Source organism: Rhodococcus sp. IEGM 1409, assembly GCF_030056735.1.
GTDB lineage: Bacteria > Actinomycetota > Actinomycetes > Mycobacteriales > Mycobacteriaceae > Rhodococcus_F.
In genome coordinates this window covers 78,481-97,853 of record NZ_JASHKN010000011.1, presented here as the reverse complement: position 1 = coordinate 97,853, position 19,373 = coordinate 78,481, and the positions used below count along the sequence as shown (strand labels likewise).

At 63.0% G+C, this 19,373-nt stretch carries 20 protein-coding genes; 17 read left to right on the top strand and 3 right to left on the bottom strand.

Annotated elements, in window-relative coordinates; genetic code table 11:
• The first annotated feature begins 8 nt into the window (after nt 1–8).
• Genes QM716_RS24785 through QM716_RS24750 form a run of 8 tightly spaced genes read left to right on the top strand, consistent with a single transcriptional unit; the run spans nt 9 to nt 7,867 of the window.
• Complete coding sequence (locus QM716_RS24785) at nt 9–1,178, top strand: MCE family protein (RefSeq protein ID WP_283306796.1); 1,170 nt, start codon at nt 9–11, stop codon at nt 1,176–1,178.
• On the top strand, nt 1,175–2,197 hold the full coding sequence (locus QM716_RS24780) for an MCE family protein (RefSeq protein ID WP_283306795.1): 1,023 nt from the start codon (nt 1,175–1,177) through the stop codon (nt 2,195–2,197). Before QM716_RS24785 ends, QM716_RS24780 begins: the two co-directional genes overlap by 4 nt.
• Nucleotides 2,194–3,216 carry an MCE family protein gene (locus tag QM716_RS24775; RefSeq protein WP_283306794.1) on the top strand — a complete coding sequence of 341 codons (1,023 nt, stop codon included), beginning with the start codon at nt 2,194–2,196 and terminating at the stop codon, nt 3,214–3,216. The genes QM716_RS24780 and QM716_RS24775 overlap by 4 nt, the downstream gene beginning before the upstream one ends.
• Nucleotides 3,216–4,478 carry an MCE family protein gene (locus QM716_RS24770; RefSeq protein WP_283306793.1) on the top strand — a complete coding sequence of 421 codons (1,263 nt, stop codon included), beginning with the start codon at nt 3,216–3,218 and terminating at the stop codon, nt 4,476–4,478. Before QM716_RS24775 ends, QM716_RS24770 begins: the two co-directional genes overlap by 1 nt.
• On the top strand, nt 4,475–5,584 hold the full coding sequence (locus QM716_RS24765) for an MCE family protein (RefSeq protein WP_283306792.1): 1,110 nt from the start codon (nt 4,475–4,477) through the stop codon (nt 5,582–5,584). The genes QM716_RS24770 and QM716_RS24765 overlap by 4 nt, the downstream gene beginning before the upstream one ends.
• Entirely contained in the window at nt 5,581–6,900 is a 1,320-nt protein-coding gene (locus QM716_RS24760; RefSeq protein WP_283306791.1) for an MCE family protein, read from the top strand. Before QM716_RS24765 ends, QM716_RS24760 begins: the two co-directional genes overlap by 4 nt.
• Nucleotides 6,867–7,403: an Rv1363c family protein gene (locus QM716_RS24755; RefSeq protein WP_283306790.1), complete on the top strand. Its 537-nt coding sequence runs from the start codon at nt 6,867–6,869 to the stop codon at nt 7,401–7,403. Before QM716_RS24760 ends, QM716_RS24755 begins: the two co-directional genes overlap by 34 nt.
• A gap of 5 nt (nt 7,404–7,408) precedes the next feature.
• The gene (locus tag QM716_RS24750) at nt 7,409–7,867 is read left to right on the top strand and encodes a hypothetical protein (RefSeq protein WP_283306883.1); all 459 of its coding nucleotides are present in this window, start codon (nt 7,409–7,411) and stop codon (nt 7,865–7,867) included.
• Here the strand turns inward: QM716_RS24750 and QM716_RS24745 are convergent.
• Nucleotides 7,864–8,454 (bottom strand): TetR/AcrR family transcriptional regulator, encoded by a 591-nt coding sequence (locus tag QM716_RS24745; protein WP_003943994.1) that lies wholly within the window; start codon nt 8,452–8,454, stop codon nt 7,864–7,866. The two genes, QM716_RS24750 and QM716_RS24745, sit on opposite strands and share 4 nt — an antisense overlap.
• A 243-nt stretch (nt 8,455–8,697) precedes the next feature.
• Here QM716_RS24745 and QM716_RS24740 point away from each other — a divergent pair, with 243 nt between their 5' ends.
• Nucleotides 8,698–10,236, top strand: coding sequence for an FAD-binding protein (locus QM716_RS24740; protein WP_283306789.1), 1,539 nt, complete (start codon nt 8,698–8,700; stop codon nt 10,234–10,236).
• A gap of 30 nt (nt 10,237–10,266) precedes the next feature.
• Here the strand turns inward: QM716_RS24740 and QM716_RS24735 are convergent, their stop codons facing one another.
• The gene (locus QM716_RS24735; protein WP_283306788.1) at nt 10,267–10,776 is read right to left on the bottom strand and encodes a MarR family winged helix-turn-helix transcriptional regulator; all 510 of its coding nucleotides are present in this window, start codon (nt 10,774–10,776) and stop codon (nt 10,267–10,269) included.
• Nucleotides 10,777–10,951: 175 nt separating this feature from the next.
• Between QM716_RS24735 and QM716_RS24730 the strand changes: the two genes are divergently transcribed.
• Nucleotides 10,952–11,734 (top strand): dioxygenase family protein, encoded by a 783-nt coding sequence (locus QM716_RS24730; RefSeq protein ID WP_283306787.1) that lies wholly within the window; start codon nt 10,952–10,954, stop codon nt 11,732–11,734.
• A gap of 56 nt (nt 11,735–11,790) precedes the next feature.
• On the opposite strand, the gene QM716_RS24725 is transcribed toward QM716_RS24730, so the two are convergent.
• Nucleotides 11,791–12,249, bottom strand: a complete 459-nt coding sequence (locus QM716_RS24725) for a peroxiredoxin (protein WP_283306786.1) — start codon at nt 12,247–12,249, stop codon at nt 11,791–11,793.
• A gap of 57 nt (nt 12,250–12,306) precedes the next feature.
• On the opposite strand from QM716_RS24725, the gene QM716_RS24720 reads away from it, so the two are divergent.
• The 7 genes from QM716_RS24720 to QM716_RS24690 all read left to right on the top strand — a co-directional run bounded on the left by QM716_RS24720 (nt 12,307) and on the right by QM716_RS24690 (nt 19,356).
• Entirely contained in the window at nt 12,307–13,893 is a 1,587-nt protein-coding gene (locus tag QM716_RS24720) for an anthranilate synthase component I (RefSeq protein WP_283306785.1), read from the top strand.
• 86 nt (nt 13,894–13,979) lie between these two features.
• Nucleotides 13,980–14,627 (top strand): TIGR02234 family membrane protein, encoded by a 648-nt coding sequence (locus QM716_RS24715; RefSeq protein WP_283306783.1) that lies wholly within the window; start codon nt 13,980–13,982, stop codon nt 14,625–14,627.
• A 125-nt stretch (nt 14,628–14,752) separates the two neighbouring features.
• The gene (gene trpC / locus QM716_RS24710) at nt 14,753–15,562 is read left to right on the top strand and encodes an indole-3-glycerol phosphate synthase TrpC (RefSeq protein WP_003944016.1); all 810 of its coding nucleotides are present in this window, start codon (nt 14,753–14,755) and stop codon (nt 15,560–15,562) included.
• A gap of 74 nt (nt 15,563–15,636) precedes the next feature.
• The gene (gene trpB, locus QM716_RS24705) at nt 15,637–17,052 is read left to right on the top strand and encodes a tryptophan synthase subunit beta (protein WP_283306782.1); all 1,416 of its coding nucleotides are present in this window, start codon (nt 15,637–15,639) and stop codon (nt 17,050–17,052) included.
• Entirely contained in the window at nt 17,049–17,852 is an 804-nt protein-coding gene (gene trpA / locus QM716_RS24700) for a tryptophan synthase subunit alpha (protein ID WP_283306781.1), read from the top strand. The genes trpB and trpA overlap by 4 nt, the downstream gene beginning before the upstream one ends.
• Nucleotides 17,849–18,934 carry a prolipoprotein diacylglyceryl transferase gene (gene lgt / locus QM716_RS24695; RefSeq protein ID WP_283306780.1) on the top strand — a complete coding sequence of 362 codons (1,086 nt, stop codon included), beginning with the start codon at nt 17,849–17,851 and terminating at the stop codon, nt 18,932–18,934. The genes trpA and lgt overlap by 4 nt, the downstream gene beginning before the upstream one ends.
• Entirely contained in the window at nt 18,931–19,356 is a 426-nt protein-coding gene (locus QM716_RS24690; RefSeq protein WP_283306779.1) for a TM2 domain-containing protein, read from the top strand. The genes lgt and QM716_RS24690 overlap by 4 nt, the downstream gene beginning before the upstream one ends.
• Nucleotides 19,357–19,373 lie beyond the last annotated feature (17 nt).

Genomic DNA, 19,373 nt, shown 5'->3' with positions numbered 1-19,373 from the left:
GGGACTGCGTGCACAGATACGGCTACAAGTTGGCTGCGCTCGGCTTGGCCGCGGCGATCATCGGGGTCATCGCCTTGTCGGTCGCGTCTTTCAACCAGACGTTTGTCCCCCGCGTTCCGATCACGGTGATTGCGGAGCGCGCGGGGCTCGTGATGGATCCCGGCGCGCGGGTGAAGATGGCGGGGGTGACCGTCGGCGCGGTGGAGTCCATCACGCCGAGCGACGACGCCACTGCACGGCTGTCGTTGTCGATCGATCCCGAAGCGCTCGAGTCGATTCCGGCCAACGTGGATGTGGCGATCACGTCGAACACGGCCTTCGGCGCGAAGTTCGTCAGTCTGTCCTCACCGGAGCGGCCCGCGAACACGCGCCTTGCCGCCGGGGCGACGATCGACGCGTCCCAGGTGACCGTCGAGTTGAACACTGTGTTCGAGAAACTGACCACTGTGCTCCGGACGGTGGATCCGGGCAAGCTCGATTCGACATTGGGCGCACTCTCGACGGCCCTGCAAGGACGCGGCGAGCGCCTCGGTGTCGCACTCGAACAAGCCGATACGTCATTGGCCGAATTCAACACTGCACGTGAGGCTCTCGATCACGTGCTGACCGACCTGCCGACCGTCACTCAGACCTACCGCGACGCTGTTCTCGACCTCTTGGACACCCTCGACTCGCTCACGACCACCGGTACCACTTTTCTCGACGAGCAGGAGAATCTCGACCTCCTCCTGCTCAATGTGATCGGGCTGGCCCGCACCGGAGAGGACGTACTGGGAGCCAACGCCGACGGCGTCGACACCGTCCTTTCCCTGCTACGTCCGACGACCGCTCTGCTCGAGGAATACTCCCCGGTGATTCCCTGTATGTTCCACGGACTGCAGGAGAGCAAGCGGATCGGCGACGGCGCCTACAACGGTCAACCGGGTATCAAGATGTCGATAGGTCTGATTGCCGGAACCGAACCGTACCGCTATCCCGACGACCTGCCCAAAGTGGCGGCCACCGGTGGCCCGCAGTGTATGGGTCTCCCATTGCGTGATCCGAACGTCAACGCGCCGTACCTGGTGACTGACACCGGGGTGAATCCGTTTGCGCCCGAGCGTCAACCGAATGGTGGGCAGCCGATGAACACGGTTCCGGATCTGATGAGCTATTTGTTCGGGACGGAGGTCCGATGAAAGTTCGTGGGTACACCGTCAAGTTCGGACTCTTCGTCCTGGTGATGATCCTCGTCAACGCCGGGCTGATCCTCGTGTTCGGCCAGATGCGGAGCGGCGACGCCAAGTCGTACTCGGCGGAGTTCGTCAACGCCTCCGGGCTCAGAGCGGGCGACAAGGTACGCATCGCCGGTGTACCGGTCGGCTCCGTCGGCTCGGTCGAATTCGGTGGGAATCATCGTGCCCACGTGAGCTTCAGCGTGGATTCGGGTGACACCGTGACCACGTCGACCAGGGCCGCTGTTCGATATCAGGATCTGGTGGGCAATCGATACCTCGAACTGCTCGACGACCCGGGAATCGCGGAACCGCAACCCGAGGGCCAGAGCATCCCTGTCGATCGCACCGCGCCGGCACTCGATCTCGATGCGTTACTCGGCGGCTTCAGACCGCTGTTCCAAGCGCTGGACCCGGAGCAGGTCAACGCGTTGTCGATGTCCTTGCTCGACATGTTCCAAGGACAGTCCGGAACTGTGGCTTCGGTGCTGGCGCACACCGGCTCGATCACCAACACACTCGCTGATCGTGACCAACTGATCGGCCGTGTCATCGACAACCTCGACGGCGTGCTCAGTGAATTGCGCAGCCGGGGTGGTCAGTTCAGTGACACTCTCGATCACCTACAGCAACTGGTCAGTGGGCTCGCGGCGGATCGGGAGATGATCGGGAGCGCCGTCGACAGCGTGAACACCGCATCGGGTACCTTCGCCGACCTGCTCGCCGGAGTTCGCCCGGACATCGCCGGGAACCTGTCGAAACTGGATGCAAGCCTGACTCCGCTGATCGACCAGCAGAGTGAGCTCGATCGGATCCTCGCATCGATGCCGTCGAACTACAGGCAGTTGATCCGAGTGGGCTCGTACGGATCGTTCTTCAATTTCTATCTCTGCGGTATCGCACTGAAAGTCGACGGGGCAGACGGCACACCGCTCACTGTCGATTTGGTGGACCAGACGACCGGAAGGTGTGCGCCCCGATGAGAGAGATGGCACAGAACCAGGCAGTACGAGTGGGCGTCGTGGGATTGGTCGTCACGGCGGCCGTCGTACTGGCGTCGTTGCAGTATCAGAACCTCCAGTTCTTGAAATCAGGCGTCGGATGCAGCGCGTTGTTCGCCGACGCCGGCGGCCTGGCTCAGGGGGACGAGGTCAATGCCGCAGGCGTGAAGATCGGGACGGTGGACCGGATCGAGGTCGAGAACGGACTCGCGCGCGTGGACTTCACGCTGGACGGGTCGATCGGTCTGGGGGAAAGCACGTCTGCGGCGATCACCACGATGTCCCTCCTGGGCAAGCGGGCGGTGTCACTCGATGTGGACGGTGCGGGAAGGATTGCGGTCGGTGGCGAGATCCCGGTCGAGCGAACGAGATCGGCGTATTCGCTGCCCGACGTACTCGGCGATCTCACCACGACGGTCGAGGACATCGATCTCGACCAGCTCTCCGAATCGCTCGACGCAGTGGGGCAGGTGATGTCCGGCAGTGCGCCGAATCTGAGGCCGGCACTCGACGGTGTCGCGCGGATCTCCGACAGCGTCAATCGACGGGACGAGATGTTGCGCGGCTTGCTGTCCGATGCAAACGACGTCGCCGGGACGCTGGCCGAACGTGGACCACAGGTCAATGCACTACTCGTCGACGGCAACGCACTGTTGGGTGAACTGGATCGGCGACAGGCGGCGCTGGGGGAAGTGATCACGAACATCTCGGCATTATCGATTGAGCTGAGCGGACTCGTCCACGACAACGAGGCGCAATTGAAACCGGTCCTCGTCAAACTCGACACGGTTGTCGGCATTCTGCAGAACAACAAGGACAACCTCTCCCAGGGAATCGACGGTCTCGGCACGTACGTGGGCACGCTCGGTGACACCGTGGCCAGTGGACCCTTCTACTACGCGTACGTCCAGAACCTGGTACCGGCTCAGTACACCCAACCCTTGATCAACGCCATGTTCGGGCTTCCGCCTGCGCCGCTACCTATTCCGGAGGTCAAGTGATGGGTGCCGCACACGTTCCTCTGCCGTCGAAATGGCGCCGAATCGCCGCCGTCGGCGCAGGGATCATCGGCGTCGCGATCATCGTCGTATCGGGATGCGTTGTGCTGCAACACGTGCGCTACTACAACGTGACGGCATACTTCACCTCGACTACCGGACTGTACGTCGGTGACGACGTTCGTGTCGTGGGAGTCGACGTCGGTCACGTCACCGGCATCACCCCGCAAGGAGACCGGATGCTCGTCGAACTGAAACTGGCACGCGAGGTTCCGGTGGCCCGAGACGCAAAGGCGGTGATTGTCGCGCAGTCTCTGGTCTCGGCTCGCTTCGTGCAGTTGACGCCGGCGGTGACGGACGGCGCCGACGCGCTGGCCGACGGTGCGGAGATCGGTCTCGACCGCACGGCCGTGCCGGTGGAATGGGACCAAATCAAGGAACAGTTGGGCCGGGCCGCGGATGCGTTGGGCCCGAACGGAGACGATCGGGGGCCTGCTGCCAACTTCCTGGACGGTGCCGGATCTGCACTCTCGGGCAATGGTGAAGCTCTGGGACGCTCGGTGACCGAACTCTCGGAGGCGATGAGCACACTCGACGAAGGCGGCGCCGACCTGTTCGGCACGATCCGCGGCCTGCAGACTTTCACCACCGCACTCGCGGCAAGCGACGAACAGATCGTCCAGTTCCAAGGTCGGCTGGCGAATGTCACGAGTGTGCTCGCCGAGAGCCGGACGCAATTGGCCCCTGCACTTGCCGATCTGGACGCCGCCGTCGGCGACGTGCGGCGATTTGTCGAACAGAACCGAATTGGACTGACGGAGCAGGTCGCGAAGTTGGCCGACGTGTCGCAGGTGCTGGTCGACAAGCGCGCGGGGCTGGAGAAGGTGCTCCACCTGGCTCCGACGGCATTGTCGAACTACTACAACGTCTACCGACCGGCGCAAGGCGCAATGGTGGGCGTGCCTGCATTTCAGAACGTGGGTAATCCGATCGACTTGATCTGCGGCGGAATCGCCGGTCTGGCCAACGACACCTCGAAGAAGGGTGCGGATTTGTGCATCGAATACCTCGGCCCGTTGCTCAACACGATCAAGTCGAACTACCCGGATCTGAGCCTGAATCCGACCAGGGCGCTCGGCGCGTTACCGGATCAGTTGATGTACAGCGAGCCTGATCTGAAACCGACTGCTGCCTTGGGCTTTCCGACCATGCCCCCGGCGCCTGACCTGACCGGACTGCTCATGCCGTCGACGGAACCGCGATGACTACCCGGCGGTGGGTGACAGTGTCTCTGGGGGCGAGCACCGTGCTGGTTCTGACGGGTTGCCAATGGAGCGGGCTGAATTCGGTTTCGCTGCCAGGCGCGGCTGGGCGCGGTGAGGGGAGTTTCGCAGTCGTGATCGAGATGCCGGACGTCACGTCGATAAGTCCCAACTCTCCGGTCATGGTCAACGACGTGACAGTCGGAAGTATCAGTGCGATCGAGACCGACAACTGGCACGCACGGGTGACGCTCGCGCTCGACGGTTCGGTGTCCCTGCCGGCCAACGCGACGGCCAAGATCGGCCAAACCAGCTTGCTCGGATCCAAACACGTTGCGCTCGCGCCGCCCACCGACGTGGAGCCGGAAGGGCGGTTGTCGGAGGGATCGGTGATCCCCCTGGCGTCGGCCGGCGTCTATCCCACCACCGAGGAAGCGTTGACGGCACTGTCGTTGGTTCTCAACGGCGGTGGGCTCGCTCAGATTCACAGCATCACCACGGAGCTGAACGCGGCGCTCGGCGGACGGACCGATGCGGCTCGCGACCTGCTGAGTCAGATGGATACAGTGACCGAAACACTCGACCGCCAACGTGATGCGATGGTCACGACCATGGAGAATCTCGACGTCTTCGCCGGTGAAATCACGGCCCAGAGAGATGTTCTCGGTCAGGCGTTGGAGACGCTCGATCCTGCCTTGGCGGAACTGAGCGCCCAGCGCGTCAGCCTGACCACCGCGCTCGATGCGGTCGGTAGGTTCGGGGACGTCGGGACCGATCTGGTCGATCGGACCCGCGACGATCTGAAAGCCAATTTGAGTTCCTTGGAATCGACGCTGCAGAAGGTGGTCGAAACGGGGCCGGACCTGATCAACAATTTGGGCAACCTGAGTACCTTCCCTTTCCCCCAGACGACCATCGACGACGGAATGCGCGGCGACTACACCAATCTCTGGGCGTTGATCGACCTCACGAGTAATCGTCTCCAGTCGGGGCTCGGCTTCGGCACTCCGTTCGGGGCGCCGCAAACCCCGGTGGAGAACGGAATCCTGGTCGATCCCTTGACCGCCCCACTTGGCGCAGGGCAGACCGCCCAGGGCGGTGGACGATGATTCTCACGAAGTTGGTGCGCAGGCAATTGACGATCTTCGCGATCCTGGCGGTTATAGGCATGAGCGCGGCGGCGATCTCGTATCTGAGAGTTCCGACGATGCTCGGAATCGGGCGCTATACGGTGACTGTCGAACTGCCCGACGCCGGTGGCCTCTATCGCAACGCGAACGTGACGTATCGCGGCGACACCATAGGTCAGGTCAGGTCGGTGCGTCTCTTTCCGGGAGATGTGCGAGCCGAATTATCCTTGGAGAGTGCGATTCCCGTTCCCGCCAGCGAGCTGACGGTAGCGGTGCGAAGTGTGTCGGCCATCGGCGAGCAATACGTCGACATGCAACCGAGTACCGCTGACGGACCCTTTCTGGCCGACGGAGACGTGATCGGTCTCGACGCTGTCACGATCCCGACCGAGATCGGACCGGTCCTCGATCAGGCGCAGGCGACGCTCGCATCCGTACCGCAGGACAAGTTGCGATCGGTGATCGACGAGTCCGCGGCAGCGTTCGGCGGCAGGGGAGAGGACCTGGCCCGTCTGCTGGATTCGACCACCTCGTTCGTCGATCAGATGTCTGCTGCCACAACCCCGGCCACGACGCTTGTACAGCAGTTGGATCCGCTCCTTCAGACCCAGGTGGTGACGGGGGACCAGATCCGCCAGTGGGCGTCCAGTGTCGCTCAGCTCAGTGGGCAGTTGGAAGTCGCCGACGGATCCGTGCGCAATATCCTCGAAACCGGACCGGGCCTTGCGACCGAGGCCGACTTGCTGTTTCAAGGCTTGAAACCCACTTTGCCTGTGTTGCTTGCCAATTTCACCAGCACCGCTCAGGTGGCCCTGACCTACAACGCGGGGTTGGAGCAAGTACTGGTCATCCTGCCGCCACTGGTCGCGGCTCAGGAAACCGTCGTCCAACGTGGGCAGGTGGACGGCGCCGCGAACGTCAACTTCCACCTCCAGGCGCAGGACCCTGCGGCCTGCTCGACCGGCTACCTTCCGGCCGATCAGCGACGAGACCCGACCCAGATGAGTGTTCCGGACACCCCGGCCGACTTGTACTGCAAAGTTCCACAGAACTCGGTCTTCGCAGTTCGTGGATCCCGGAACATTCCCTGTATGGAGGTACCGGGCAAACGAGCACCGAGCCCGGAGATCTGTCGGAGTCCATATCCGTACGTCCCCTCGGGAACCAATGCTCCCGGCGAGTTGTACACGGGGCCAGACGGAGTCGACTATCAACACACGGAATTGGCTCCTGCTGCTTCCGATTCGGGGGAGGGTGAACCGTGGCAACAGTTGCTGACGCCGCCGAATCGCTGAGAGGCGGGGTGCTGGAACCGGTCCGAGGGAAACGCGGTGTTCTCACTGCCCTGGCATGGATCGCACTCGCGGCTCTGAGCGTGGTTGTCGTCTTCGGTTGTCTGGCAGTTCGATCCGACCGGGCGCGAGAGACCCAGCGTCACGAGTTCGTCGACGGTGCTGTCGCGGGAGCCCTCGCTCTGATCGACGTTCACTCCGCCACAGTCGACGAGGATCTCGAGACGCTGCAGTCGCTGAGTACGGGAACCTTTGCCGACGAACTGAAGTCCGGCGAATCTGCGTTCGTCGCGTCCATCCGTGATTTTGCCGTCGAATCCGACGGGCGTGTCGACACCGCAGCCCTGGCATCGGAATCCGGTAACTCGGGGGTGGTGCTGATCGCGGCATCTTCCCAGGTCGGCAATTCAGCGGGAGAATCTTCGGCGCGAACCTACCGTCTGCGAGTCGGTGTCGAGGAGGTCGACGGGCGGGTACTGATGTCGAGTGTGGAGTTCGTGCCGTGAAGCGCATGGTCATGGCGCTTGCAGCGCTGGTCTTGATGGGAGTCGGCGGCACTGCGATCTGGAGTCACCACCGTTCGGGGGACGCTGAAACTGCACGCGTCGAGGTGATCGGTGTGGCGCCCACGCTCGTCGAGAAGCTCCTGAGTTACAACAGCGATACCGTCGACGAGGATCTCGCACGAGCGGCCGATGGTGCCGGTGGATCGTTTCAGGACAGTTTCACCGAATTCGGATCGAAAACAGTTGCCCCACAGTCGAGGGAGCAGGGAATCAGCACGAAAGCCCGGGTGGTCGATGTCGGAGTGCTCTCCGCTGGTGCGGACCGCGCGGAAGTGCTCATGTTCGTCGATCAGATCACGACGAGTACCGCGCAACCGGCACCGGCGTCGACGTCGAGCCGAGTCGAGGTGACGCTCGATCGAGTCGAGGGAACATGGTTGGTGAGTGCCATGACTCCCGTCTAGTGGAGGTTGTCGCGACCCGCCATGATCAGCCTGGCGGTGACTTCGAGACGATCTGCGATCTGCGAATACGACTCGTACCCCATGCCGGCTCGGACAAGCGCTCCGGACCAGGAGATTTCGAGTGCTTCGAGCACGTCGGGATCGTATGACGGCCCCAGTGCCTCGATGAGCCGCTCACGGATGTTCTTGCCGATCCGCCCGCGGAGGTGTTCGACGTCGGGATCGTTGCCCATCATCGCCGTGGTCACTGCCGCCGCCAGCTCCGGTTCGTCGGAGACGAGCAGTGCGACGCTGCGTAGGACCGAGCAAACCTGCGCTTCCCGTTCCGCTTCCGGGGAGGGCTCGTGAGGTACCGCGTCGAGGCGGCGCCAGAACAGTTCTGCCACAAGGTGACTCTTGGACGAGAAATAGGTGTATGCCGTTGCTGCGGCGACACCGGCTTCCGCTGCCACCATCCGCACCGTCAGATCGGCAAACCCTTTGTCTCGCAGGACCGTGATCGCTGCCGCGGTCAATCGATCGACGGTTTCGGCTTGCTGCTGCGTCAGCCGGCGGCGAGTGGACTCGAACTTGGTCTTACCAGACATGTGTCCAGACACTACGGGATCGAACCCACGCGAGCAAAGTGTGCGCTATCGCCCCGCGTTCTCGCTCCCACTCGGTGTCATGTCTCGCTCCCACTCGGTGTCATGTCTCGCTCCCGCTCGGTGTCCTGTCTCGCTCCCGCCCGGTGGGAGAGAATTTCGAACCCTCGCGATCGCTAAGTCCATGTGTTAGAACGATTTCTAGAACATGTTCGGAAAATGTGCCCAGAATCAGAGAGGCTGACGATGACGAAGTGGGACGAGACGTGCGACGTGCTCGCAGTGGGATCAGGCGGTGGACTCGCCGGTGCGTACACGGGCGCCCGCGAAGGTCTCGACGTCATTGCGATCGAAGCAACCGACAAGTACGGCGGCACAACGGCGTACTCGGGCGGCGGCGGAATGTGGTTCCCGTGCAACGCTGTTCTACGCCGCGGTGGCGACGACGACACCATCGAGGATGCGCTGGAGTACTACCGATCAGTGGTGGGTGATCGTACGCCCGCCGACGTCCAGGAAGCTTACGTTCGAGGTGGCGCCGGGTTGATCGACTATCTCGAAAAGGACTCGAACTTCGAATTTCAGATACTGCCGTGGCCTGACTACTTCGGTGAAGCGCCCAAGGCTCGAGCGAGCGGACGGCACATTGTTCCCAAGCCGATGAACGCGAACAAACTGGGTGCGCTTCGTGATTCGCTTCGCCCGCCGCTGGCGACGGAACGGCTGGGAGCGGAGTTGCCGAAGTACCTCGTCGGTGGCCAGTCGTTGATCGGCCGATTCCTGTTGGCTCTTGCAGAACTCCCGAACGCCACCATGCACCTGAAGACCACTCTCGAGGAACTGGTTGTCGAGGACGGAGTGGTGGTCGGCGCCGTCGTCGACCGCGATGGTCGGCGTCGAACCACCCAGGCATGCAGAGGAGTGATCCTCGCCGCCGGCGGATTCGAGCAGAACGAGACCATGCGTGCCGAATTCGGTGTTCCCGGATCCGCTCTCGACACGATGGGCTGCCCCGGCAACCTCGGGAAGGCGCACCAGGCGGCGGTCGCTGCGGGTGCCGACACCGACCTGATGGGCGAAGCTTGGTGGTCGCCGGGACTCACCCATCCAGATGGGCGCTCCGCGTTTGCGCTGTGGTTCACGGGCGGAATTTTCGTGGACGACAACGGTTGTCGGTTCGTCAACGAATCTGCGCCGTACGACCGCTTGGGCCGCGCCGTCATCGAACACATGCGGGCTGGGAAAGTGACCACGCCGTATTGGATGATCTACGACAGCCGGGAAGGTTCAGTGCCACCGGTGAAGGCACCCAACGTCCCGTTGGCTCCGTCGGAGCAGTACGTGGATGCCGGATTGTGGAAGAGTGCCGAGACACTCGAAGACCTTGCCTCCCAGATCAATGTTCCCGCGGAGAATCTGGTGGAAACCGTGAAGCGGTTCAACGCATTGGCGGCAACCGGCGTCGACACGGACTTCGGTCGAGGAGGTACTGCGTACGACCGAGCCTTCTCGGATGGCGCGTCGCCACTCGTCCCGATCGATCAGGGACCGTTCCACGCCGCTGCTTTCGGTATCTCCGATCTCGGGACGAAAGGTGGTCTACGTACCGATGGGACCGGGCGCGTGCTGAAGGCTGACGGGACGGTCATCGCGGGGTTGTATGCGGCCGGAAACACGATGGCAGCGGCCAGCGGGACGGTGTATCCGGGCGGTGGAAACCCGATCGGAGCGAGCATGCTGTTCAGCCACCTGGCTGCGCTGGACCTGACGAAGCCGCCGTCGTAGGCAGAAGTCGCCCGTTTCGGGACTGGCTGGTCAGGCCTTGCCGAGTCCGGCGGCGATTCCTTTGTCCAGTTGGGTGAGCATTGCCGTACCCAGGGACGAAAGCTGGGCAACTTGGCGATCGTCGAGGCCCTCGAAGAGCAGGCCTTGGACAGACGCGACGTGCGGTGGCGCGGCCGCGACAACCTTTGCCATGCCTTCGTCGGTGAGTACCGCGTTGGATCCACGGCTTCCGCGGATGACTTCCCGTTTCACCCAGCCGGCCTTCTCCATCTTGGTGATGACGTGCGATAGACGGGACAGGGACGCGTTCGCGCGCTGCGCCAGTGCCGACAACTGGAGTTTGTGGTCGGGGGCGTCCGAGAGTGCGGCCAGAACGAAGTACTCGAAGTGTGTGAGTGCGGAATCTCGTTGCAGTTGAGTGTCGAGTGCAGCCGGCAACCGAGTCACGAGAGCGATCAGTGTCAGCCAGGCTTCCTGCTGCTCGGCTGTGAGCCACTTCGGCTGAGACTGCGCGTCGGTCTGCGCGGTCGGTTCACTCATCGGTGACTTCTCCTTCGGGTCGAGCATTCTTCTTGCACAGAGCGTGCTGGTGTACAGCGTCTCAGACGCATGTCCAGAAGAATCTTGCGGGGAATAGTTGCGGGACGCAAGTGTTGAGTTCTATATTAGGTTGAAACTTCAACTTAACGACAAATGTCTATCCCGAGGAGTCCGAATGTCCACCACGACAATGCCTGCGCTGTATCTCAGCCACGGTGCTCCGCCCCTGGTGGACAGTGCGTTGTGGGTCGAGCAGTTGGGGGCGTGGGCCGGCGATCTTCCGAGACCGACGGCAATTCTCGTCGTCTCGGCGCACTGGGAATCAGCACCGCTGACGATTGGATCGACGACAACGGGGACCCCGCTCATCTACGACTTCGGCGGTTTTCCCGAGAGGTTCTACCGCGCCAAGTACAACTCTCCCGGCGCTCCGGACCTCGCCGCACAGGTTGCCGCATTGATGCCGGACAACGAACGGGTGGTTCAGCAGCCGAATCGGGGCCTCGATCACGGTGCCTATGTTCCGTTGACGGTGATGTACCCGGATGCAGACATCCCGGTCCTGCAGATTTCGCTGCCCACTCTCGACCCCGAGCGTCTGCTCCATCTCGGTGAGCGCCTGCGGCCCCTCCGCGAGCAAGGTGTGCTGATCGTGGGATCCGGATTCACCACGCACGGGCTACCGTTCCTGCGCGATCCGTCGCCGGAAGCGCAGGCCCCGGGATGGTCGGCGGAATTCGATGCGTGGGCAGGCGAGAGGTTCGCTGCCGGTGACGTCGATTCGTTGATCGACTTCCGCGCCCAAGCTCCCGGGATGCCGTACGCGCATCCGACCATCGAGCACTTCGCCCCGTTGTTCGTCACGCTTGGTGCGTCTTCCGATCCGGAACAGGTGCCCACCCAGGTGATCGACGGATTCTGGATGGGACTTGCGAAGCGCTCGATTCAGGTCGCCTAGAGATTCAGGTCGCCTAGAGATTCAGGTAGCCCGGAGAATCAGGTTGCCCAGGAAAGTCAGCTCCGATTACGAAGGAACTCGAGTGCCTGGTCGCCGTGTGTGTTGGCGCGCAGCTCGCTCGAGATGACTTTGAGAACAGTCCGGTCGGTGTCGATCACGAAGGTCGAGCGTTTGACCGGAGCCAGCTTGCCCAGAAGCCCGCGCTTGACGCCGAACTGTTCGGCTACGGCGCCGTCGGTGTCGGCAAGCAGGGGGTAGTCGAACGACTGTGCCGTTGCAAAGGTGGACTGGGCTTCGACGGTGTCGGTGCTGATACCGGCCCGCGAAGCGCCCACCGCGGCGAATTCGCCGCCGAGGTCACGGAAGTGACACGCCTCGGCGGTGCACACCGGCGTCGAGGCGGCCGGGTAGAAGAAGAGGACCAGGGGTCCGTTCTCGAGCAGGCTCGTCAGCGAGCGCGGAGTTCCGTCCTGGTCGGGCAGCGAGAAATCGGGAGCGAGTTGGCCTGGTTTCATTCGGCCGAGGTTACCCGCGCACGACGACCGAGTGGGGGAGCCTGGGATGATGGAGCCATGCACGGCGAGCCCACCTCCATGTCCGCACGGTCGTCCGACACCGCGATCGTCGGTGACGCGTCCGATTCCACCACCACTCGGGAGCAGTTCCGTGCTCTCGCAGCCGAGCACCGGGTCGTTCCGGTCACTCGGAAAGTGTTGGCGGACTCCGAAACTCCGCTCTCGGCATACGAGAAGTTGGCCGGCAATCGTCCCGGCACCTTCCTGCTCGAGTCGGCCGAGAACGGTCGTTCGTGGTCGCGGTGGTCGTTCATCGGCGTCGGAAGCCCGGCTGCGCTGACCGTCGTGGACGGGGAAGCCGCCTGGTACGGCAATGTTCCCGCCGGTGCTCCGGCCGGCGGCGACCCGATCGACGCGCTCGATGCCACCCTTGAACTACTTCGTTCGGAGCGGCTGCCTGACCTGCCGCCTCTGACGGGTGGGATGGTCGGATTCCTCGGCTACGACGCGGTTCGGCGACTCGAGAAATTGGGTGACTCGGCGGTCGACGACCTGCAGATACCCGAGATGGTCATGCTGCTCGCTGCCGACATCGCCGCCGTCGATCACCACGAAGGGGCGATCACCCTCATCGCCAATGCCGTCAACTGGGACGGTACCGACGAGCGCGTCGACACGGCGTACGACGACGCAGTTGCCAGGTTGGACGCGATGACTCGCGCTCTCGCAGCGCCGGCGAAATCGACGGTCTCGACATTCTCGAAAGCCACTCCGAACTACCGCCGTCAGCGCACCACCGAAAGTTTCGGTGTCGACGTCAAGAAGCTGATCGGCGACATCGAAGCGGGCGAGGCATTCCAGGTAGTCCTCTCGCAGCGATTCGAGATCGATTGCACTGCAGCTCCGATCGACGTGTACCGGATGCTGCGCGCGTCGAACCCCAGCCCGTACATGTATCTGCTCAACGTGCCGAACGGTGATGGTGAGACCGCGTTTTCGATCGTCGGTTCGAGCCCCGAGGCACTGGTCACGGTCGCCGAGGGCGTCGCGACCACGCACCCGATCGCGGGAACCAGATGGCGCGGTGCCACCGAGGAGGACGACATCCTGCTCGAGAAGGATCTCCTCGCCGACGAGAAGGAAAACTCCGAGCACCTCATGCTCGTCGATCTCGGGCGAAACGATCTGGGTCGTGTCTGTCGCCCGGGCACCGTGAAGGTGCACGACTACCGGCACATCGAGCGTTACAGCCACGTGATGCATCTCGTGTCGACCGTCACCGGTCATCTGGCCGAGGGAAAGCACGCTCTCGACGCCGTCACCGCATGCTTCCCTGCTGGAACCCTCTCGGGGGCGCCCAAAGTGCGGGCAATGCAGTTGATCGAAGAACTCGAGCCCACCAGGCGGGGTATCTACGGCGGCATCGTCGGCTACCTCGACTTCGCCGGCGACGCCGACACCGCGATCGCGATCCGAACGGCGTTGATCAAGGACGGGGTCGGATACGTCCAAGCGGGCGCCGGCGTCGTGGCCGACTCGGATCCCGTGTACGAGGACACCGAGGCCCGCAACAAGGCGATGGCAGTACTGAGCGCCATCGCGTCGGCGCACACCCTGCGCACCATCGGAGGTGACGATCAGTGAGTGAGAACGATTCGACCGCAGCGCAGCAACCTACAACGCAGCAACCTACAACCGGGCGGTCCACAGGTACTTCGCGTGGAACGGCAGTGCCGAGAACGCTTCTACTCGCATTGGCGGCGGCTGCTCTGTGGGGCAGCTCACGAATGACGTGGGTTCATCTGACCTCGAGCGACGGCAAGACGCTGGAGCGGACGACGGACCTCGACGGCAGCACGTGGGCGGCGGCGATGACTCCGCTCGCGCTTGCGCTGCTGGCGGCGATCGCGGCTTCGTTTGCGGTGCGAGGTTGGGCCCTGCGGGTAGTCGGACTGTTGGTGGCACTCGTCGCAATAGCGGTTGCGGTTCCGGCGGTGCAGTTGTTGGTTTCCGGAGCTTCTGCGGATCGAGCGGTGGAGTTGGCGGAGTTGTCCGGTCACCCTGAAGATCTCTCGACGACTGTTTCGGTACTGCCTGCCCTGCTCGCCTTGGTCGGAGCGGTGGCGGCGCTCGGTGCGGCAGTGCTCCTGATGCGCAAACCTCCAGTGCGAGGCGGGTTGTCGTCGAAGTACGACAACCCCGCTGCGCGTCGGGAGGCGGCCGCAAAACTGGGCAAAGCTGACACAGTTGCATCGGACGAGCCTGTGACGCAACGGATGTTGTGGGACGCGCTCGACGCCGGAGAGGACCCGACAGTCGCTGACGGGGACGACGGAGCTGGGGGAGGCAACGGTGCGAAACCGGGTTCGACGCACTGAGTAAGACTGAACCCTCACCTGCGTGGGTACCCCGACGGAGTAGCAAAATTTCGTCCCACTAGGCTGAGACCACCCTGATGACGTATCTCACATCGGGCTCTTGCCCAGAAAGGATTCGGGCCACGATGACCGTACTCGACTCGATTCTCGACGGGGTGCGCGCTGATGTCGCCGCCCGCGAAGCCGTACTCGACTTCGCTGCAGTCAAGGCTGCTGCGGCCGCTGCACCGCCTGCACTCGATGCTGCAGCAGCACTTCTGGAATCGAGCATCGGCGTCATCGCCGAGGTCAAGCGAGCGAGCCCGTCAAAGGGTGCGTTGGCCGACATCGCCGATCCCGCAGAGCTTGCCGCGGCCTACCAAGCCGGTGGCGCACGCATCATCAGTGTTCTCACCGAAGAGCGCCGTTTTCACGGCTCGCTCGCCGATCTCGACGCGGTCCGCAAAGCGGTCACCATTCCGGTGCTGCGCAAGGACTTCATCGTGGGGCCGTACCAGATTCACGAGGCTCGCGCTCATGGCGCCGACGTCATCTTGCTGATCGTTGCCGCGCTCGAACAGCAGGCGCTCGCCTCGCTGATCGATCGCACCGAATCCCTCGGAATGACTGCCCTCGTCGAGGTGCACACGGAAGAAGAAGCCAACCGCGCGCTCGAAGCCGGCGCCAAGGTGATCGGTGTGAACGCCCGCAATCTCAAGACTCTCGAGGTGGACAAGAACACCTTCGGTCGCATTGCTCCCGGTCTACCGACCGAGACGATCAAGATCGCCGAGTCGGGTGTTCGCGGAACAGCCGATCTGTTGGCGTACGCCGGTGCGGGTGCCGACGCGGTGCTCGTCGGTGAAGGCCTCGTGACCAGCGGCGACCCTCGCAAGGCCGTCGCAGATCTGGTCAACGCCGGCGCACACCCGTCCTGCCCCAAACCGTCTCGATAAAGCGCATCACCGGCCCGGCGTGCTTTGACGCACCCGGGCGGTGACCAGCGGCACCCTTGGGGCAGACTGGTGGGGTGACTTCACGTACTCAGGAACCAGGCTCCGATGCAGTATCAGGTGCAGCATTCAAGGGCGGCAATCTGCCGCCCGCCAGCGCAGGACTCACCGAGCGCTCACATGATCCCGATGCCGGAGGCCATTTCGGCGTCTACGGCGGACGGCATGTGCCGGAAGCTCTCATGGCGGTCATCGAAGAGGTCACTGCGGAGTACGAAAAGGCTCGCGCGGACGACACGTTCTTGAACGAACTCGATCGCTTGCAGCGCGATTACACCGGACGTCCGTCGCCGATTTTCGAGGCAACGCGAATGAGCGAGTTCGCCGGCGGTGCGCGCATCATTCTCAAGCGTGAAGATCTGAACCACACCGGTTCTCACAAGATCAACAATGTTCTCGGTCAGGTTCTGCTGGCAAAGCGCATGGGTAAGACCCGCATCATCGCCGAGACCGGAGCAGGCCAGCACGGTGTGGCATCGGCCACCGCCTGTGCACTGCTCGGTCTCGAGTGCGTTATCTACATGGGTGCTGTCGACACCGAACGTCAAGCACTGAACGTCGCCCGCATGCGCCTACTCGGCGCGGAGGTCGTCTCGGTCGAGACTGGTTCGCGCACGCTCAAGGACGCGATCAACGAAGCCTTGCGTGACTGGGTTTCCCACGCGGACAACACCTATTACTGCTTCGGTACCGCGGCAGGTCCGCACCCGTTCCCGACCATCGTTCGCGACTTCCAGCGAGTGGTCGGCCTCGAAACACGTGTCCAGGTTCAGGCACTGACCGGCCGCCTGCCCGACGCAGTCACAGCCTGCGTCGGCGGTGGTTCGAATGCGATCGGAATCTTCCACCCGTTCATCGACGATCTGTCGGTACGGCTGGTGGGCTACGAAGCAGCCGGTGACGGTGTCGAAACTGGTAGGCATGCAGCAACATTCGCCGGTGGTACACCGGGTGCATTCCAGGGCGCCTACTCCTACCTGCTCCAGGACGAAGACGGTCAGACCATCGAATCGCACTCGATTTCTGCCGGTTTGGACTACCCGGGTGTCGGGCCCGAGCACGCCTATCTCAGCGACATCGGGCGCGCCACCTACGAACCCGTCACGGACAGCGAAGCCATGGATGCGCTTCTGCTGCTCTCGCGCCGCGAAGGCATCATCCCGGCCATCGAATCCGCTCATGCCGTCGCCGGCGCGCTCCGACTGGGCAAGGAACTCGGCGAGGGCGCGATCATCGTCGTCAATCTCTCCGGTCGCGGTGACAAGGACATGGACACCGCCGCAAGCTGGTTCGGACTTTTCGACGGATCTTCGGATCAGGCAACCGCTCCGGATGACGCAGCAGTTCCGGATGACGCAGCAGTTCCGGATAACACAGCAGTTCCGGATAACACAGCAGACCAGAACGACAACACGGAAGGCTCGGACAAGTGAGCGAACGACCATCACGCCTCGCACCCACTTTTGCAGCGTGCAAGGCTGACAAGCGCGCCGCCCTCGTCGGATACCTTCCTGCCGGTTACCCGACGGTTCCCGAGTCGATCGACGTGTTCAAGGCGATGGTCGACGGTGGCTGCGACATCATCGAAGTCGGTGTCGCGTACTCCGATCCGGTCATGGACGGTCCGACCATCCAGCGCGCAGCCGAAACTGCTCTCTCGAACGGTGTCCGTCTGCGCGACATCTTCACCGTCATCGAGCAGATCAGCTCGGTCGGCGGCAAGGCCGTCGTGATGACGTACTGGAACCCGGTGCTGCAGTACGGCGTCGACAAGTTCGCACGGGACCTCGCCTCCGCCGGTGGACTCGGACTGATCACCCCCAACCTCATTCCGGAAGAAGCGGGCGCTTGGATGGAAGCATCCGAGGAGCACCACCTCGACCGGATCTTCCTTGTCGCTCCATCCTCGACCGAGGAACGGCTCGCGATGACGCTCGACGCAAGCAGTGGATTCATCTATGCGGCCTCGACAATGGGTGTCACCGGCGCGCGAGACGCCGTCTCGTCCATGGCTCCGGAACTGACCGCACGAATCCGCGCGCACTCCGACATCCCCGTCGGCGTCGGATTGGGAGTTCGCTCCGGCGCACAAGCTGCCGAAATCGCGGCCTACGCCGATGCCGTCATCGTGGGTTCGGCCCTGGTCTCCGCGGTCGAGAACGGGTTGGGTGCGGTTCGCTCGCTCACCGAAGAACTCGCCGAGGGCGTCCGCTCGGCTACCGTGGCGTCGTGACCTCAACTGTGGACCTGCTGGCCTATATCCCCAGCCCTCCCCAAGGCGTCTGGTACGTCGGACCGGTGGCGCTGCGCGCCTACGCGCTCTTCATCATCCTCGGCATCATCGTCGCGATCGTGTGGGGAGATCGTCGTTGGGTTGCCCGCGGTGGCGAGAAGGGGACCGTTCTCGACATCGCGATCTGGGCTGTTCCCTTCGGTCTGATCGGTGGCAGGCTCTACCACGTATTGACCGACTGGCCCGCCTATTTCGGCGAGAATGGTCAGCCGCTCGACGCACTCAAAGTGTGGCAGGGCGGCCTCGGAATCTGGGGAGCAGTGTTCCTCGGCGGTATCGGTGCGTGGATCGGCTGCCGGCGACGCGGCATTCCCGTATCTGCCCTCGGTGACGCGATTGCGCCCGGCATCCTGCTCGCACAGGCCATCGGCCGTATCGGCAACTACTTCAACCAGGAGTTGTACGGTCGCGAGACCACCGTGCCGTGGGGCCTCGAGATCTTCGAGCGTGTGAACTCTTCCGGCCAACTCGATCAGCTCGCGGGTGTTTCCAACGGAGAAGTCATTCGGGTCGTTCACCCGACGTTCCTGTACGAGGCTGTGTGGAATGTCCTGATCGTGATCCTGCTGGTCCTCGTCGACCGCCGTTTCAAGATCGGCCACGGACGCCTGTTTGCTCTGTACGTCGCGGGCTACTGCCTGGGCCGGTTCGTTGTCGAACTGATGCGCGACGACTTCGCCTACGAGATCGCCGGCATTCGAGTCAACACCTTCACTTCGGGGATCGTCTTCTTCGCCGCACTGGCCTACTTCTTCCTGGCGAAGAAGGGGCGTGAGGATCCGGCTGATTTGAAGTCGAAGAACTACGTTGCTGCGGTATCTGCCGGTGAAGCAGGAGCAGCGACGCCCGCCTCCGCGAGTGATTCAGCACAGTCCGATACAAAGGCCGATACAAAGGCCACTGAATCTGATTCCCCTCAATCTGATTCCCCGGAATCCGATTCCAGTGAGGCAAGCGACTCCACGGCAGCATCGGATGAGTCGTCGGACGCGGTGACGCTGTCGAAGAAAGACAAGCCGTGACGGGTCCCTATTCGCAGGGGGGATTCCCCGAGGACCAGGGGCCGGTCTACGGCGTGCCCAATCCGTACGGCTATCAGCAGCCACTGCCTGCTCCGTCGATGTACGGGTTCGGTGATCCCTACGCGCCGTACGGTCGGCACCCGGTAACCGGGGAACCGTATTCCGACAAGTCGAAGGCCACCGCTGGACTGTTGCAGATTTTGCTGGGCTTCTTCGGAATCTGTGGAGTCGGCCGTCTCTACATCGGAAGTGTCGGCATCGGACTGTGCCAACTGCTCGGCATGTTCTTCGCGCTGTTCATGTCGGCGTTCCTCATCGGAATTCCATTTGCCATCGGAATTTGGACCTGGGCGTTCGTCGACGGCATCGTGATACTTTCGGGCAATGCGCGGGACGGTGCTCGCCGGCCATTACGAGGATGAGCCGCGAGCACGAACTG